Source organism: Thermococcus henrietii (genome assembly GCF_900198835.1).
In the GTDB taxonomy this organism is placed as follows: Archaea; Methanobacteriota_B; Thermococci; order Thermococcales; family Thermococcaceae; genus Thermococcus; species Thermococcus henrietii.
In genome coordinates this window covers 1,132,016-1,148,514 of sequence record NZ_LT900021.1, presented here as the reverse complement: position 1 = coordinate 1,148,514, position 16,499 = coordinate 1,132,016, and the positions used below count along the sequence as shown (strand labels likewise).

Here is a 16,499-nt window from a genome sequence, read left to right as displayed (position 1 = left end):
AAATCAGCTCAGCATTCCCTCGAGCTTCTCGACGAACTCGATGCTCCTCCTGAGGTCGGCGAAGTACTCCTTCGCCTTTTCAACGTGCTCCCTCTCGACCCTTCCGCCCTTGGCAAGGACGCTCGCCGGGGCGAGGAGCTGAACCGCGTAGCGCAGGCTGGTCTTCTCGCCGAGCTCCGCGAGGTACTCTATGGCCCCCTCGCTCACCTCAATCTTCTCCTCCCTCGCGCGAATCTTGACTATCTCCCTGATTTCCTCCTTCCTGTAGGGCTCGGTGTTGATTATCAGCAGTCTGTCGAGCATGTCAACCGGAATTCCGTGCGGGGCCTCGATGTCGGTGCCCCTTATCTTCGTCCTTCCCCTGTTGGTGGCCAGGATGAGAATCGGCGCGAGCTCGCTCTCCATGGCCCTCGCAAGGAACGAGAAGGCCTCGATGTCGAGCATGTGAACCTCGTCTATGAAGAGCACCCCCGGAACGAGCGTCGCCCTTCCCTCCTCAATCCAGCCCTTAACCGTCTCGTCAACGCGCCTCCTGACGTCGTCGCTTATCTCCGCCCCTGTGCTGAAGAGCAGGCCGAAGATGTTTCCGCGGGCGTTGGCAACGTCAAGGTCGTGGAGCGTGACGGTGTAGGTGAACTCCTTTATCTTGAGCACGGGCCCGCTCGGAAGGCTGACCTTGCGCTTGAAGAAGAGCCCCTCTTCCTCCTTCGTCGTTCCGACCTTCGAGACCTTGCCCGTTTCGGCGTCAATCTGTATGACGTCGCCTTCCTCAACGCCGAGCTCCATGAGCTGGTAGGCTATCTCCCGGCCGGCCCTTATCGTCTTCTCGTCGTCCCTCGTGCGGAGGGTTATGATAACGCTCTCCGGAATCTCGGCGTAGGGGTTGAACGGGTGCCTCGTGCGCCTTATCTCAATCTTCTTGACCTCGCCCTCGTAGACCTTCCTCTCCTCGCTGATTCTAACGCCTATCGCCCGCCTCATTGCCTGCTTTAAGAACTCCGTCTTGTTGACTTCAGCGGAATAAATCTCGCTTCCCGCTATCTGGACGAAGGGAACGTCCTCGCCGAGCTCCCTCGCTATGCCCATCGCTATCGCCGTTTTACCGCTCCCGGTCGGGCCGACGAGGAGGATTCCCTTGCCGGCGAGCTTCCCGCGCTTTATGAGCTCGACCGCTATTCCGGCCGCTTCCCTCGCCTTAACCTGACCGACCATGCCGTCGGCGATGAACTTGGCCCTTCCGTTCTCATCGAGGCCGAGGCCCTTTATGTGGGAGTGCATTCCAACCCTCTCGAATGAAACCTTGGCGACCTCCTCTATGACCGCCGGCAAGGTCTCACCCCCTTAATCTTTCCGAAGGTAACTAAAAGAGGGGATTTAAAAATTTGACGGACGGCTCAGGTGGGTTTTCCGGGCATCGGTTACCCCAAAGGCCAATATCATCATCGCCGTTCTTCAGTTGGAGGGCATCCTTAAAAGCTCACCTCAGCTCAAGCCAGAAGTAGAGGGATGAAATGCCGAGAATTAGCGAAACCGCCAGCACAAACGCACCCACGAATTTTGCCACGAAGGAACTCTCCCCAAAGGCCAAAACACGAGTATAAGCCCGGCTGGAACTAGCGCCAAAAAGGCCTTCTCAGACTTTGAGACGAGCGGGACGAGAAGGAACGGGACGGCAAACAGATAGAGAAGATTGCGGTAGTTAAGGAACAGGAGGACCGGCAGGAGGACGCCGAGCGAGAGGTGAAGCCCCTGAGCCCGTACCCTCCCCAAGCGGTTGATGAAGTGGACTCCAGCGAAGAGCAGAAGGAGCGAGAGGACGAAGAGACCCTTCGAAGGGGTACCACTTGAGTTCCCAAGATAAGTTGAAATTGCAATGAGGGTGAAGGACAGAGCGATTAAAACGGCTCCTCTCACGCTATCACCTCACAAAACGTTGAGGTACTTGTGAACCTGGAAGCTCAGTCCAACGTTCTTCCGCCCCATGATGAGTGAAGCTTCGCGGTAAAGTTCCATCAGCCTCGCCTGGCTGATATCAATCGGCTCCCTCGGCTGGATTACAAGGGGAGCAAGGCCCTTCAGAAGCTCGGCGTACCACCGGACGTTCTCAACCTTTGTCTCCGAAGTGACCACGAGCTTGGCGTAAACTTTGACTCCTGCTTCCTTCAGAATCCTAATGCTCTCAACCTCGCGGAGAACCAGGGAGCGCCAGTCCTCGGTCGCTTTAGCGGTCTCGTCCTTTATGTCAACGCTCGCGTAATCGGTTAGAGGGGCGACCTCTCTTATGAGCTCCGGGAGCCCGCCGTGGGTTTCGAGGAAGTTGTCGAAGCCGAGCTCCTTCATCTTCCCCATGAGGGCCTTCAGGGGTTTCACCTGAAGGGTGGGTTCTCCACCGGTGTAGCTTATCGAGTGTATATCCCCAGTGTCGAGGCGAGTAATGGCTTCAACGACCTCATCAAGCTCCGCGGGATTCGGCTTGTACTCGAACCTTCCGGTGAACGGTTCAACCTCGTAGCGCCACCGCGAAACGCGAGATGCGTCAATGAACTCCCTTGAGTCGCACCAGGCACAGTGGAGGTCGCAGCCGGCGAAGCGGACGAAAATCTGCCTTCTCCCAAAGGCGCTTCCCGGAACGCTCCCCCCTTCGCCCTGCCAGCTGTTGAAGACCTCGGCCATTATGAGTTTCATGGGGTGAAATACCCGCACGGGGTTTTAAGGGTTTGGAAACTCTTTTAAATGAAAAGTGTTATACTACTTCATTGAGAAGGGATTGGAAATGAGGAGGCTGGCCTCCCCCTTCGTTGTGGTGATAGTTGCCTTCGCCGTTTTCATCGCGATTGATGCCTACTCCCAGCTGTTTCCCAGCACATCCAAGCCGTTTCTGAGCCTCAACGACACGGTGGGGGACGTCTCAGCCTTTCCGAACGGGAGCGTCACCGTTGTTGAAGTGCCCAAATACGCTTCTCCCACAGGTTTTCTGGCCGTCTACTCAGCGGACGGTCAAAGACTGTGGACGTTGAAGTTCGGAACTCCTGACTTTCTCGTGGTATATGAGTCGGTCGAAGGGGTTTCTGCTGCACCGAACGGGAGGTACATTGCAGTCCTGACCGACAGGAACCTGAGGCTATACAATCCATCAAGAAAACTCCTGTGGAAGGTCCCTCTCAATCAGTCCGAGGATTCCTACTCCCGCGTTCTCTTCACCCCAGACTCCAAGCACGTGGTCGCTTACACATGGGGTGAAAGCCTCAGAGTCTGGGTTTTCTCGACAAACGGAAGTCCCGTGCGTTATCTTGAGATGAACTCATCGCCCCTTGGGGTCATTGTACGAACCACCGGCTCGGCTCTATACATGGCGGTGGAGGACGAGCATGGAACGACCCGTATAATGGAGGTTCCCTTCGAAGGAAACGGCTGGACTGTTGTCGTTCCCAATGCCTCCAGCTGGAGCGCGCCCAGAGGTCTGGCCGTTTTCAAAACGTCTAACGGGACCTACGTTGCCTACGCGGACTGTGAGAAGGGAATCTACCTCATTAGAAACGGCTCAATCGTCTGGCACAGGCCTTCCTCCGGCTGTCCGTGGGACGTTACCATCTGGGAGGAGAAGATTTACGTCTCCGAAACGGCGAACAGCTTCGTTAAGGTTTACAACCTCAACGGGACCCTCCTTCGGAGTTTGCACTTTCCGGGTTTTGTTTCGGGGCCCGGGACGTTTTTCAGGTGCGGTCAGAGTTTGGCGTTAACCGTCATTGAGTACTCGGATTCCTCATGGGAAACCCACATCTACCTGCTCACAGCCGATGAAATCCACGGGATATTCAATGCAGAGGGTAGGCCCCCCACAGACTATATGTCGCACGTTCGGGGGGCGTGCTGGGGAGACAACCTTATTCTGGCAATTAACGACTTCAAAAAATGGAGGGGATACGTGTACGAGGTTCCCGTTGGACCTAAAGCTCAATCCCCTTAACCTTCTCGCTCACGTAGCCCTCGAGGATTTCAACGCGAACCTCCCTCTCCTCGCCCGTCATGTCGGCCATCAGCTTTACTGCCCTCGCGTAGTCCCAGAGGCGCCTTTTCGCCTCGGCCGTAACAGCTTCGGCCATCACTATGAGCTCCTTCTCTTCCGGATGTTTGCTCATCTCCTCGATTACCTTCCGCGCGTCTTCCTCAGTGAAGATGCCTTTCTTCTTGAAGAGCATCGATATCACCCCCGCGATTGTTCAATCAATGGATTATGTAATTCTGCGATTAAACAATTCATTAACCGTTTAGATGTACTTGAGCAGGACCTCAACGGCCTCCTCGAAGATTTCCCTGTCCTTCCCGTCAAGAACACTCTCAAGGTAGTTGAGTGCAACCAAATCGAGGATTATATAAGCCGTGTTCCTGTCGAGGCCGAGCGAGTAGGCGTCGTAGTAAACCCTCTCCTCACCTAAAGCCTCGTTAAGCATCTCAACGAAGTAGTTTATCTCCTCAACGGTGAGCTCGTCCCACCTGCTCTCAAGCTCGTCAAAGTAGCGCTCCATGACGCGGAGCGTTTCGAGGTCGAGCCTTAGAGTCCCCTCAAAGTAGGGGAACTCACCGACGCGGAAGAGCTTTATCCCTTCGTCGTCTCTAACCGCTATGCTGTCCCAGAGGACGATTCCGCCAACCGGGTTGTGGCCGTACTTGCTCGCCAGATACGAGAAGCGCTCCAAGGCGAAGTCTATATCCTCTATGAACTCCTCCTCGTCGCGGAAGCGGATTATCTTGCTCACTGTTCCACCCATATTTCGCACCGTTCTCGGTTGGGGTGAAGGTTATAAGACCTTTGCCCCACTCCCTTTGCCCGACGAGTATGGGGTTGCGATGACGTCGGGACCCCCAGGGGGGCGACAGCCCCTACTGCCCCCCTTACAGCCCTTGCTCCGCAAGCGCTGGCGGAAGGTTAGGTGCTTTTTTGAAATTTGGCAATTGTGAGAGAGTTTCTTTTTGACTTGCTCTTTCAAGAGTGTTTCACCCCTCCAAACGGCGTCCGAAGGACTCCAAAAATACGTTGAAACTGTTTCACTAAGTCCCTTTAATTTTAAACTCGCGTTGAACTATTCAACTCGATAGTGCACGACTGACTTTTTGCTATGGGTAAGAAGGGCATTCCTTTGGTCAAACTTTGCTTTGCAAAGTTTGTTCGCCTGCGCGAAGTTTGACCAAGGTTCGTGATTCCACTAAGGGGCAATTCTAAGGAGTTTGCACTCTTAAATGGCAGTACTCTCAGAGAATTCTTTTCAAAGGAGCCATTAGGGAGGGGTTTCTCTAAGAGATGCTCCTTCGGAGCGCAAGAAAAAAAGCAAACCCAAGTGAGAAAGCTTCCAAAATCTAAGAATTCGCATTTTACACGAGTCCATTAAACGCGCAAACACTCTCAACGGAGCCCCTACAAAAAGAATCACAAACTTTGATGAAACTTTGCCGGGCAAAGTTTCCTTGGTGAAGCTTTTTCCAAAAGCTTCAGCGCTGGCGGAATGTATTGTGCTAATTCTAAGTGTTCATTTGCGAGTTGGTTTCTCTTTCATGTGCTCTTAGGGGAGAGTTTCTCTCTAAGAAGGCGCCCTTTGGGTGCCGATGGTAAGTTAAAACTATCAGAAGAGCTTGATTTGAAGTTAAATCCCCACCGAGTTCCCCTTAGTTAGTGCATGACTGATTTTTTCTTCTTTGGGTAAGACGGGCGTTCTTTTAACCAGCATTTCCCAAAGGCTGTGGGCAAAAGCTTCACCAAAAGTTAGTAGCTCCTCGCCAAAGGTCCAAATGAATAGATTTTGCCCGTAAATCGTGCTTTCCAAAAGGAGAACCTGCTAAAACAAGCCATACAAAAGGGTTTATCCTTCCCTGACGCCCTTTGGGCGTCAATTTTACAATTAAACCAAAACAAAGAAGCAACTTGAGAAGTTCTCAAATTCAAAAGGGCCAATTGATAGAGAAATCACTTGAAATTTAGCCTTTCAGAAGGAGCTACCAACTTTGATGAAACTTTGCGCAGGCAAAGTTTCTGAGGTAAGGTTTATAAGAGGACTTTCAAAGCACGACCGAGGCGAGCGGTGTGGAGCGCGAGGTAACCGATGAGAAGCTCCAGAAGTATTTTAGAATCACCGAAGAGGCCCTCAAGCGACTTGAGGTAGCCGTTCACGAGAAGAGCCTTCTCCACGCGGTCGCAATGGATTTCCTGACGATGGCAAAGAGCTATTTTGAGGACGCAAGGTACTACTACGAGAAGGGCGACTACGTTACCGCCTTCGCCGCTCTGAACTACGCGCACGGCTTCATAGATGCCGGCGTGAGGCTTGGCGTGTTTAAGGGTGAAGACGACAGGCTTTTCGCATTCGGGTGAGGTGAGCGAGATGGGAGACTATCTGGTGGTTCTCGAGGCGCCTATCATCGTGAGGGACGTTGAGACGAGCGAGGACGCGATAAACGTGGCGGTGAGCAAGGTAACGAAAGCACTCAACAGGGAGAAGCTTGACTTCGTCCGCGTTGAGCTCGGCTATTCCCAGTGTCCCGTCTGCGGGGCGCACTTCGAGAGCGCCTTCGTAATCGGAAACGTAGGGCTCGTCGGCATGTATCTAACGCTCAAGGTCTACAACGCCCAGACGATAGAGCACGCCGAGAGGATAGCCAAGGCTGTTGTTGGCAAGGCCCTCAAGAAAGTCCCCCTCAAAGTCTACGAGATTCGGGAGCTCGAGGAGGACGAGGAAGACGGCATCGAGGCCGAGCTCTGAGTTAAGTTAATTTTTTAAACACCCTTCCATCAAAGCCCCACATAACCTCTGGAGGTTTTGCCATGACGAAGTTCATCTTTGTTACGGGTGGTGTCGTCAGCGGTCTCGGGAAAGGAATCACCAGCGCTTCTCTCGGCATGCTCATGAAGGCAAGGGGCTTTAGAACGACGAACATCAAGATTGACCCCTACCTCAACTACGACGCCGGAACCATGAACCCCTACCAGCACGGCGAGGTCTTCGTCCTCGACGACGGCGGTGAGGTTGACCTCGACCTCGGCAACTACGAGCGCTTTCTCGACACGAGTCTGAGCTTCGACCACAATATAACCACAGGAAAGGTCTACTCGGCCGTCATCGAGAAGGAGCGGAAGGGCGAATACCTCGGCGCGACGGTTCAGGTTATTCCACACATCACCAACGAGATAAAGGAGCGCATAAGGAGAATCGCGAGGGACTACGACGTCGTTATCGTTGAAATCGGCGGAACGGTTGGAGACATTGAGGGAATGCCCTTCCTCGAAGCCGCGAGACAGATGCAACTTGAGGAAGGGAGAGAGAACGTCGCCTTCGTCCACGTTACGTATGTCCCCAAGCTCAAGGTGGTCGGTGAGCAGAAGACCAAACCCACCCAGCACAGCGTCAAGGAACTGCGCTCCCTCGGAATTCAGCCCGATGCAATAGTCGCTCGCTCCGAGGAGCCCCTTGAGGAGAGCGCGAGGAGAAAGATAAGCCTCTTCACCAACGTCCCCGAGGAGGCGGTAATCAGTGCCTACGACGTCGAGGACACCTACGAGGTCCCGCTGATGCTCGAGAGGGAGGGACTTGCGAGATACCTCGTCAAGAGACTCGACCTTCCCGAAAGGGAGCCGGAGCTCGAGAAGTGGCGCGAGATGGTGGATAAGTACAAGGGCCTTGATAAGGAAGTCGAGATTGCAATCGTAGGAAAGTACGTCAAGCTATCCGACTCCTACCTGAGCATAAAAGAAGCCCTGAAGCACTCGAGCGTCGCCAACGACGTCAAGGTCAAAATCAGGTGGATAGAGGCCGAGGACGTCGAGAGGGAAGGTGTTAAGCTCCTTGAGGGCGTTGACGGTATAATCGTCCCCGGGGGCTTTGGAGCGAGGGGAAGCGAGGGTAAGATGATGGCGATACGCTACGCGAGGGAGAACGATATTCCTTTCCTCGGAATCTGCTTCGGCTTCCAGCTGACGGTTGTGGAGTTCGCGAGGAACGTCCTCGGGCTCAAGGGGGCGCACTCGACCGAGATAGACCCACAGACACCGTATCCGGTCGTTGACCTGATGCCGGAGCAGAGGGATTTGGACAGGCTCGGCGGGACGATGAGGCTCGGCGCTTACCCGGTTCACATAAAGCCGAACACCCTCGCGAAGAGGCTATACGGCAGGGAGATAGTCTACGAGAGGCACAGGCACCGCTGGGAGGTCAACCCTGACTACATCGAGAAGTTTGAGGAAGCAGGCCTCGTCTTCAGCGGAATAGCGGGCGACGACGAGAGGAGGATGGAGATACTTGAGTTGCCGGAGCACAGCTACTTCATAGCGACCCAGTTCCATCCGGAGTTCAAGTCGAGGCCCATGAACCCGGCGCCGGTCTTCAGGGGACTCGTCGAGGCCGCGAAAAAGAAGAGGTATCAGTAAAGGAACTCCTCTTTTCTTCCCTTAATCCCCTTGAAGTCCCTGTAGAGGAGAACCCCTCCCGCCCAGAGGAAGCACACGAGGAACGCATCGAAGGGGGCACCTGCGAGGTCAATTATCACCGGGTTCACGGTGGTCATTGTGAGGGGAAGTATAATGGGCGTCATTGCTATAGCGACGGCAAAACCAAGGAGTATTATGAGGACGCCATAACCAAAACTGCTTGGGAGCCGTCTAAACGTAAGTCCCAACGCCTCCACGAACGCCCCAATGTCTCCCGTCTCAACGTACGCCGGGACGACGATAGCAAAGAACGTCAGGAGAACTGGAATCATTGCAAAGAGCAGGAAGACGCCTAGGAGGGCAACGCCTGCGCTGAGGAAAACGGCACCGAGGATGATTATCCCGACGGGAACCACCGCAACGAGCAGGGCTGTGAGGTACGCGAGGATGTTTACTATTATCACCCCTGGAATCTTTGGTAATGCCTCTGTGATGAGCTCTTTGAGGGAGTATTCTTCCTCGTCTGCTGATAAAAAGTAGGCCTTAACGGCGCTGTACTCGACAAGGGAGAGGGCAAGAATCGTGATAAACAGCTTTAACAGCGATAGTTCAAGGTCATGAACAAGGGCGGTCCTGGATGTGGTGCCGTACTCCTCGAAGATAACGTCTGAGGAAAGATGCTCCTTTAGGGGAAGCCCACTGGTCTGGGCAGGGAATAGGAAGCCCAGGAAAGATATCGCGATGAACACCACGAGAACGAGAACGTAAACTCTCTTGTTCTCCGCGACAAGAGAGAAGGCCTTTGAAAATGCGTCAAGCGCTCCCACATACACCACCGGAGTTAGTAACGATGGGAGGATTTAAAAGCGTTGTCCCTAAGAAAAGCTTATAAATGAACCCCCGAAAGTGGCGATGGGTTCATCAGGCTAATCGAGGTGAGATAAATGGCTATCTGGCAGGGAAGGTCACTCAAGAAGCCCTCAGGTGGAAGGATTGTCCTCGCGAGGAAGAAGAGGAAGAGGGAGCTCGGAAGAGAGCCCGCCAACACCAGGGTCGCCGAGGAGAGGGAGAAGAGGAAAATAATCAGGACCTACGGCGGTAACAGGAAGGTTCGCCTCGTTGAAGCCCTCTACGCGAACGTCTTCGAGGGTGGAAAGGGCAAGAAGGTCAAGATACTCAACGTCGTTGAGAACCCGGCCAACAGGCAGTACGCGAGGAGGAACATCATCACCAAGGGAGCGATAATCGAGACCGAGATTGGTAAGGCCGTCGTCACCAGCAGGCCCGGCCAGGACGGAGTCGTCAACGCGGTTCTCCTCAAGGAGGAGAACGCCTGAACCCTTTTCTAATTTGCCTTTGATAGAGTCCGGCGGAGATTTTCAGAGAACAAAGAACAATAGAAGAAGAGTATCGTCAGAAAATTAAATTCCCTCTCTGAACTTCGAAAGCTCCTTTTCCATAATCCTCTTCGCCAGCTCCCTCGCCTTCGGCTCGACGACCGCTATTATCCTCTTCTTGAGCTCCTCAAGGCCCTCACCCGTCCGGGCGGAAATCTTAACGGACTCAAGCCCCTTCGCCTTAACGAACTCCTCGATGGCTTTTGTCTTCTCCTCGTCCGCGATGTCCACCTTGTTTATTGCGACTATGAACGGGAACTCGCCGAACTCGTTCAGTATCTCCTCGAAGAGGTGCATCTGCTCCTCAATTGGGAACCCACAGTACTCGCTCGGGTCGAAGATGTAGACGATGACGTCTCCGAGGTGCTTCAACGCTAAAATCGCCTGCTTCTCAACCTCGTTCCTCTCGCTGAGCGGTCTGTCGAGTAAACCGGGCGTGTCTATAACCTGGTAGCGGAGGTAGTGCTCCTCGAACTGGCCGACGTTTATGCCCTTTGTTGTGAAGGGATAACTCGCCACCTCTGGCTTCGCGTTGGTAAGAGCTCTCAAGAGTGTGCTCTTGCCAACGTTCGGGTGGCCTGCTATGACAACCGTCGGGAGCTCCAAATCGACGACTGGCAACTCCTTGAGAACGTTTCTGGCCTGATTTAGATAGCGCAAATCGTCGTCAATCTCGTGGAGTATGTCCGCGACTCGGCCGTAGAAGGCCCTCCTAAGCTTGGCTATCTCCTTCGGGTCGCGCTCGTAGCGTATCTTCTCCACGTAGCGTTGCTCGAGATTCCTGATGGTCTTTATCGCCCAGTTCACCCTGGCCAGCGAGCGGTGGAATTGGTCGCGGTCGACGAGCGTGTCAACTAACTCCTGATAGAACCTCGGGAGCGTCGAGACACCGGGCGTTCTGTCGAGTATCTTCCTGAGGTTGTCGCGAACTACGTTCGAGACGGTTCTAACTCTGAGCTCTTCCCTCTGCCTCGCCTTCGCGACCTTCCCGCCGGGCGGGTTGTAGGCAGATGCAGCTCTCTCGGCCCTCCTGAAGGCCTTGTCGATGAGCTCGTCAGCGGTAAGAACCGTCGGCATCTTCTCAAACGGATTCTTCATTCTCACCCCTCCCTCAATCTCGCGGAGAAAAGGTTGGGGAGGGGCCTTAAAAAGGTATTCAATCGAGCGAGCGGTAGATGATTACCCCAATCAGCGACGCAAGGGCAACGAGGAACAGCAACACGAGGCTCATCAGCTTCCCGACGTGCGACGAGTCGGTGAAGCCGGCTATCACCATCAGGAAGAACACCGCGACAAGGAGAAGGCCGAGTTTTTCGAAGAGGCCTTCGTACCTATTAAGTTTGTCAACTATCGCTCCAAGTCCCATATTTCCACCCTCCTTCGGTGTGTTCTAAAAACCAAAATGGTGCGAAAATATAAAAACATATCGCTAAAGCTCGATGACCTTGCCCACGTGCAGGGGTTCGACCCGTTCCCCGAGCCGGCAGCGGAGGTAGGCGAAGCTCTCAAGCCCCGTGCAGTGGCCCGCGTAGAGCCTGGCTTTGACGTTTTTGAGGACGTCTTCAAGCAGTTCCTCCTTCGCGCCAATCAGGTGCAGTCCGCCGATTAGGGCCTTCACTGGCTTTCCGCTGACCTTCTCGGCGTGCCTGACGATGTTAATCACTCCCGAATGGCCACAGCCCGTGATTACGGCCGTTGAATCGTCGAGGTCGAGGATGAGCGCCATATCGTCTTTCACAGGGTCCTTCGTTCCATCTGGGAAGTAGCCGACGGCCCTGTCCCAAGTCAGCCTTTCAATCTCGCCGGAGCTCATGAAGCCCTCGGCGAACTCAAACGGCCCTTCTCTCAGAACGAACTCGGCGCCGAGCCCCTCAAGCTCCTCCCGCGTGAAGGGAATCCCAATCTCCCTCCTCCTCGGCTTCAGGGCAATCCTCCTCTGGAAGATTCCGGGGTGGGCGATTACCTTCAGAGGCTTCGAGCGTGCCTCCAAAAGCGCCTTCAAGCCCCCAGTGTGGTCATAGTGGCCGTGGGTTATGAAGAGGTAATCTATCGAGTCCGGCTCGATTCCCAGAGCTTCCATGTTGTTGAGGAGGACCCTCCCGTCCGTGCCGGTATCGACGAGCACCCTAACGCCTCCGCGCTCCACGAGGGCCGAGAAGCCGTGCCCACCAAGGAGACCCTTCCGGAAACCCGAGTGGTTTTCGTAAATTATCGTAACCTTCATATGCATCACCGCGAAAAGTTTATGTTTGTGGCTTAAAACTTGCTGTGTGGTGACCATGGTTGGACTCGTGGAGGCTCTCCTCTCGGGGGTCTTGGTTGCGGTTGCTTCGGTGCTACCCCTCAGTCCGGAGGGGAGCCTGTCGTCCCTGATTCCTGGTTACTCGGCTTTCCTCGTGCCCGCTTACCTAGGGGTGACTTTCGCCGTCTTCTTCAGGTACCGGGAAACCTACTCCCGCCTCTCACTTCAGGCTATGCGCGGAATCTACGAGGCCGAGCTCAAGTACCTCTTCTTCGTGGCCGTCTTCACCGTGCTCCTCGGGTTCTCGGTCTCGAAGCTGGCCTGCAGGGTTTCCCAGCTTGAGGCAGGTGTTATTAACCTCATCGTCGGGATTTTCCTGCTCGCCGTCGCCCTTTCGTGGCCGAAGCTGGCGCTCCTCAGGGGTCTAGACGAGAGACTGCCGGAACAGCCGAGCATACTCGACTCCCTCTCGAGCGGGGTCCTTCAGGGACTGTCCTTTTTAGGTCCCCTCAGCAGGACCGGTCTCGTCACGCTCGGCCTCGTTTTGCCGGGTCACAGCGCCAGAAAGGCCATTCAGTGGGGCTTCATGGCTTCCCCGGCGTACTTCGTCCTCAGGCTCTTCCTCATGGGGACGTGGAGACCGGACGGGCCGGTGTGGATTCCGTTTTCCGCATTCCTCGCGGCCTTCTTCGTTACCCTGCTCGGCATCTCCCTGCTTGAGCGCCTCGCCGGGTCTCACGATAGAAAGTTTCTCCTCGCCTTCGGGCTGATAGCGATAATCGTTTACACTCTGGAGGTGATAATGTGAAGGGTGTAATCCTCGCGGCTGGAAAGGGTGAAAGGCTCCGCCCTCTCACGGACGACAGGCCAAAGGTGGTTCTCAAGGTCGCCAACCGGCCGATAATCGAGTACGTCCTCGAGAACCTGTACCCGTTCGTTGACGAGTTCGTGATTGTGGTTAGATACAAGAGCGAGTGGATAAAGAAGACCCTCGGGGACGAGTTCGGGGGCAAGCCGATAACCTACGTGGAACAGCTGCCGGGGGAGGGAACGGCAAAGGCCATAGAGAGCGCCAGGGAGAGCGTCGAGGATGAGTTCATAGTTGCAAACGGTGACATCTACTTCGAGGAGGAAGCGGTTAGAGAGCTCGTCTCGGCCTTCAGGAGGGAGAAAGCGGACGTCGCCCTTGTTGTGAAACACTTCAAGGATTTGAGCCACTTCGGCAAGGTCGAGGTTGAAGGCTCAAGGGTAACGCGCATAGCAGAAAAGCCGGGTAAAATAGCTGGTTACGCCAACCTCGGCATCTACACCTTCCGTTCGAGCGTCTTTGACTTCATAGAGAAGACCGGCCTGAGCGAGCGCGGGGAGTATGAGATAACCGACACGATTAACCTCATGATTGACGCCGGGCTTAAGGTTGTGGCGGTTCCCTACGATGGCTACTGGAACGACGTTGGAAGGCCGTGGAATTTACTTGAGCTCAACGAATACCTGCTCAAGAACAAGCTCAGGCACGAGATTAGGGGAACGGTCGAGGAAGGGGCGGTGGTAGTTCCCCCCGTTGAAATCGGCGAGGGGACGGTGGTAAGAAGCGGGGCCTACATAATCGGGCCGGTGAAGATTGGCAGGGACTCCCGGATAGGGCCGAACTGCTTCATAAGGCCCCACACGAGCATAGGCGACAACTGCCACATCGGCAACGCGGTTGAAGTCAAGAACTCCATCATAATGGACAACAGCAACGCACCGCACCTCAACTACGTCGGCGACTCGATAATCGGCGAGAACACGAACCTCGGCGCGGGGACGATAACGGCAAACCTGAGGCACGACAGGGGCAACGTCAAGGTTGAAATCAAGGGGAAGCTCGAGGACAGCGGCAGGCACAAGCTCGGGGCAATAATCGGGCACAACGTAAAGGTTGGTATCAACGTCAGCATCTATCCTGGCAGAAAGATTGGGAGCAACGCTTTTATAGGGCCAGGTGTTATCGTTGACCGCAACGTCCCGCCAAACAGCCTCGTGGTAGTGAGGCAGGAGAAGTTGGTGATGGAGAAATGAGCATCCCTAGAAGCAACCTCATACCCTACCTCAACTTTATTTCAAGGTGGGTACTTTTCGTTGCCGTTGCTTACAAAGCCCACGAAACTAGGGATAAGGGGTGGGTTTTGATTAGCACCGCGTTCTTCATAGACGCAATTGGAATCGAAGATTACATTCTGGCCCCCTTGGGTGTCCACATAAATCCCCAGGCTTACGTTATAGCCGCCAAGATTCCAAACTTCTTCTTTGGAATTCTGATAATCTGGGGGGCGTTCCATCTGAAGTACGGGAAGACCGATTTCAGGCACACGGTTTACATCTCCATTCTAGCTGTTGCCTCGTACATCTGGCTCTTTCTTCTCGCAACCGACGTCTTTAAGAGTCCCACTGAAAGGTCCATCCTTCCTTCTCTTGTTCTCGGAGGGTCGCTCGTTTACCTCGGGTGGGTCCTGGATAAATACGTCATCTCACGGGGAACGCCAGAGGCGCTCTTTCCCTGGGGATTAATTCTCTTGGGGACCCTCAACCTTACCTACCCGGTCACACGTTTCATAAACTGGTTTGCGCCTATAGGGTTCTTTCTTGGCGGAATATTCCGTCTGATGGCCGCAGTCGGTGCAGTCAAGTTCGTGTTCTATCCTGTGACCCCCGTTAAAACCGAAGGGAAACATCCACCTCAGAAAGGCGTTTTTTTGTTCCGCTCCAGAGGGGAGGCTTTTAGAAAGCTCGGCAAGCTTTGGTCAATGCCGGGAACCGTTGTTATAACAAGGGAAGATTTGAGAACCCTGAAAAGCTCCCTTAACTCTGAGACCCTCGTGTTCTGGGTCACGCGCGCGAAGGAGGGCAAGCTGGAGGAGAAACCCCAGATTTATGCAATAAGTCCGACGAAGATTGAAATCCTTACTGATTTAATCGCGCGCGCACTCGCCCAAGGGTACAAGACAATATACGTCGAGGCCTTCGAGTACCTGATGCTTGAGAACGGCTTTGAAAACGCCGTTAAGTTCCTTCTGAACCTTAAGGACAGGGTAGTGTCAGATGGAGGAACACTGGTTCTAGTTATAAATCCAGAGGCCCTTGAGGAGCGTCAGAAGAGAATAATAGAGAGGGAGTTCGAGGAGCTCAGCTGAGGCCGAGCTTCTCGAGGAACCTCTTGGCGTAGCGCGTGTCCTTTTCCAATTCTGCCTTCTGAAGGAGCTGTCTCTCGATGGCCCTCAAAGCGTCGTGAACCGCCTGTATCGCTCCCCAGGTTTCGCCGGTGGCAACGAAGACGCCCCTGTCGGTGACGACCCTCATCCTGGCCTGGTAGAGGTGAACTCCCCTGAACTTCTCGGGGAAGCGCCTGATGTAGAGGTATATTATGCCCTCCTGGCCGAGTAAATCTTCGTAGCCGTCGACGAAGCGCTTGATGTCCTCGATTATCCTTTCCCTCGTGAAGTCGCTGAGTATCGAGGCGTCACCGCCGAGCTGGAGGTAGAACCTCGCCTCCTTCTCGGTCATCTTCGAGATGGGCAGGAGCAGGTCCTTGACGGTGAGTATTCCAACGACTTTGTTGTTCTCGTTGACGACGACGAGGCCGTCTATGTCGTTGTCCTTCATCGTGGCGACCGCTTCCCTGACCTTCGCGTCCGGGAGAATCGTTATGACTCCCCTAATCATCACGTCGCGGAGGGGCATGCTGAAGGGCGGTATCTTCTCGCCGGCCAGTTCTCCTGCCTTGGCCCTGAAGCGGGGCTTAATGAACCTCACTATGAGGTCGTGGAGCGTGACGAGACCTTCGAGCTTGCCCTCCTCATTAACTATTGGAATCCTCGATATCGCGTGGTCGCGCATCGTTGCAAGGGCCTTGGCGACGGTATCGTCGGGCTTGAGGGTTATAACGTCCTTGGTCATGAACTCTTCTACCTTTCTTTTACCAAACTCGGTCTCAGAAACCCTATCAAGGACGGCTATATCGTTTATAACACCGATGATTTCAGCCTTGCTCTCCCCCACCGGGAGGGAGCGGAGGTCAACCTCCATCATAAGCTTTGCGGCCTTGCTCAAATCCTCGTCGGGCTTTATAACCGGGGCAGGCTTGTAAGCGTCCCTAACCTTGGCCTTCGTGGGGTCCCACTTGAGGTGGGAGCGAATAATCAAGTCCTGGGTCAGAACGCCTTTGTACAGGTTTCCATCGAACACCAGAATGAGGTCGGGGTCCTCCTTCTCGAAGATTCCTATGGCATCAGAAAGGGGGGCGTCGATGTCTATCTTCTGGAACCTGTCGGTCATTACCTCCTGCACCTGAATTCCGACCATTTCTGCCACCTCCTGCAATTTATATATTGGTTCTCCTGGGATTTAAACCTTTGCAACCGGCGACATTTTAGTTAACTTAGGTTAATAAAGTTTTCGCGGAAAGATT

Annotated in this window: 18 protein-coding genes; 8 read left to right on the top strand and 10 right to left on the bottom strand. The window is 54.3% G+C overall.

Annotated elements, in window-relative coordinates; translation table 11 throughout:
• Positions 1-3: 3 nt before the first annotated feature.
• The 3 genes from CS910_RS06380 to CS910_RS06370 all read right to left on the bottom strand — a co-directional run bounded on the left by CS910_RS06380 (position 4) and on the right by CS910_RS06370 (position 2,685).
• Positions 4-1,278: a RuvB-like domain-containing protein gene (locus tag CS910_RS06380; protein ID WP_394346616.1), complete on the bottom strand. Its 1,275-nt coding sequence runs from the start codon at positions 1,276-1,278 to the stop codon at positions 4-6.
• A gap of 243 nt (positions 1,279-1,521) precedes the next feature.
• Positions 1,522-1,914, bottom strand: a complete 393-nt coding sequence (locus CS910_RS06375) for a hypothetical protein (RefSeq protein ID WP_099210395.1) — start codon at positions 1,912-1,914, stop codon at positions 1,522-1,524.
• 9 nt (positions 1,915-1,923) lie between these two features.
• On the bottom strand, positions 1,924-2,685 hold the full coding sequence (locus tag CS910_RS06370; protein WP_099210393.1) for a 7-carboxy-7-deazaguanine synthase QueE: 762 nt from the start codon (positions 2,683-2,685) through the stop codon (positions 1,924-1,926).
• Positions 2,686-2,740: 55 nt separating this feature from the next.
• On the opposite strand from CS910_RS06370, the gene CS910_RS06365 reads away from it, so the two are divergent.
• Positions 2,741-3,967, top strand: a complete 1,227-nt coding sequence (locus tag CS910_RS06365; RefSeq protein WP_099210391.1) for a hypothetical protein — start codon at positions 2,741-2,743, stop codon at positions 3,965-3,967.
• On the opposite strand, the gene CS910_RS06360 is transcribed toward CS910_RS06365, so the two are convergent.
• On the bottom strand, positions 3,948-4,199 hold the full coding sequence (locus CS910_RS06360) for a hypothetical protein (RefSeq protein ID WP_099210389.1): 252 nt from the start codon (positions 4,197-4,199) through the stop codon (positions 3,948-3,950). The genes CS910_RS06365 and CS910_RS06360 overlap by 20 nt on opposite strands.
• 69 nt (positions 4,200-4,268) lie before the next feature.
• A complete protein-coding gene (locus tag CS910_RS06355; protein WP_042689317.1) occupies positions 4,269-4,769 on the bottom strand; it encodes a hypothetical protein in 501 nt (166 codons plus the stop codon).
• Between the two features lie 1,307 nt (positions 4,770-6,076).
• On the opposite strand from CS910_RS06355, the gene CS910_RS06350 reads away from it, so the two are divergent.
• From CS910_RS06350 to pyrG, 3 genes are all read left to right on the top strand, one after another.
• Complete coding sequence (locus CS910_RS06350; RefSeq protein ID WP_099210387.1) at positions 6,077-6,364, top strand: DUF357 domain-containing protein; 288 nt, start codon at positions 6,077-6,079, stop codon at positions 6,362-6,364.
• 10 nt (positions 6,365-6,374) lie between these two features.
• The gene (locus CS910_RS06345) at positions 6,375-6,752 is read left to right on the top strand and encodes a DUF555 domain-containing protein (RefSeq protein WP_042689311.1); all 378 of its coding nucleotides are present in this window, start codon (positions 6,375-6,377) and stop codon (positions 6,750-6,752) included.
• 62 nt (positions 6,753-6,814) lie between these two features.
• A complete protein-coding gene (gene pyrG, locus CS910_RS06340) occupies positions 6,815-8,413 on the top strand; it encodes a glutamine hydrolyzing CTP synthase (protein WP_099210385.1) in 1,599 nt (532 codons plus the stop codon).
• Here the strand turns inward: pyrG and CS910_RS06335 are convergent.
• On the bottom strand, positions 8,407-9,249 hold the full coding sequence (locus CS910_RS06335) for a hypothetical protein (protein WP_145955372.1): 843 nt from the start codon (positions 9,247-9,249) through the stop codon (positions 8,407-8,409). The genes pyrG and CS910_RS06335 overlap by 7 nt on opposite strands.
• A 108-nt stretch (positions 9,250-9,357) precedes the next feature.
• Between CS910_RS06335 and CS910_RS06330 the strand changes: the two genes are divergently transcribed.
• A complete protein-coding gene (locus tag CS910_RS06330; RefSeq protein WP_014123394.1) occupies positions 9,358-9,750 on the top strand; it encodes a 30S ribosomal protein S8e in 393 nt (130 codons plus the stop codon).
• Between the two features lie 84 nt (positions 9,751-9,834).
• On the opposite strand, the gene CS910_RS06325 is transcribed toward CS910_RS06330, so the two are convergent.
• From CS910_RS06325 to CS910_RS06315, 3 genes are all read right to left on the bottom strand, one after another.
• The gene (locus CS910_RS06325; RefSeq protein WP_099210381.1) at positions 9,835-10,908 is read right to left on the bottom strand and encodes an NOG1 family protein; all 1,074 of its coding nucleotides are present in this window, start codon (positions 10,906-10,908) and stop codon (positions 9,835-9,837) included.
• 58 nt (positions 10,909-10,966) lie between these two features.
• Entirely contained in the window at positions 10,967-11,176 is a 210-nt protein-coding gene (locus CS910_RS06320; RefSeq protein ID WP_099210379.1) for a hypothetical protein, read from the bottom strand.
• 63 nt (positions 11,177-11,239) lie between these two features.
• Positions 11,240-12,034: an MBL fold metallo-hydrolase gene (locus tag CS910_RS06315; protein WP_099210377.1), complete on the bottom strand. Its 795-nt coding sequence runs from the start codon at positions 12,032-12,034 to the stop codon at positions 11,240-11,242.
• Between the two features lie 55 nt (positions 12,035-12,089).
• Between CS910_RS06315 and CS910_RS06310 the strand changes: the two genes are divergently transcribed.
• From CS910_RS06310 to CS910_RS06300, 3 genes are read left to right on the top strand one after another with little or no spacing between them, the layout of a single operon-like run.
• Positions 12,090-12,860 carry an undecaprenyl-diphosphate phosphatase gene (locus CS910_RS06310; RefSeq protein ID WP_099210375.1) on the top strand — a complete coding sequence of 257 codons (771 nt, stop codon included), beginning with the start codon at positions 12,090-12,092 and terminating at the stop codon, positions 12,858-12,860.
• Positions 12,857-14,113: a bifunctional sugar-1-phosphate nucleotidylyltransferase/acetyltransferase gene (gene glmU / locus CS910_RS06305; protein WP_099210373.1), complete on the top strand. Its 1,257-nt coding sequence runs from the start codon at positions 12,857-12,859 to the stop codon at positions 14,111-14,113. The genes CS910_RS06310 and glmU overlap by 4 nt, the downstream gene beginning before the upstream one ends.
• Positions 14,110-15,225: a DUF835 domain-containing protein gene (locus tag CS910_RS06300; RefSeq protein WP_099210371.1), complete on the top strand. Its 1,116-nt coding sequence runs from the start codon at positions 14,110-14,112 to the stop codon at positions 15,223-15,225. Before glmU ends, CS910_RS06300 begins: the two co-directional genes overlap by 4 nt.
• On the opposite strand, the gene CS910_RS06295 is transcribed toward CS910_RS06300, so the two are convergent.
• Positions 15,218-16,393, bottom strand: a complete 1,176-nt coding sequence (locus CS910_RS06295) for a CBS domain-containing protein (protein WP_099210369.1) — start codon at positions 16,391-16,393, stop codon at positions 15,218-15,220. The genes CS910_RS06300 and CS910_RS06295 overlap by 8 nt on opposite strands.
• Between the last annotated feature and the right edge of the window lie 106 nt (positions 16,394-16,499).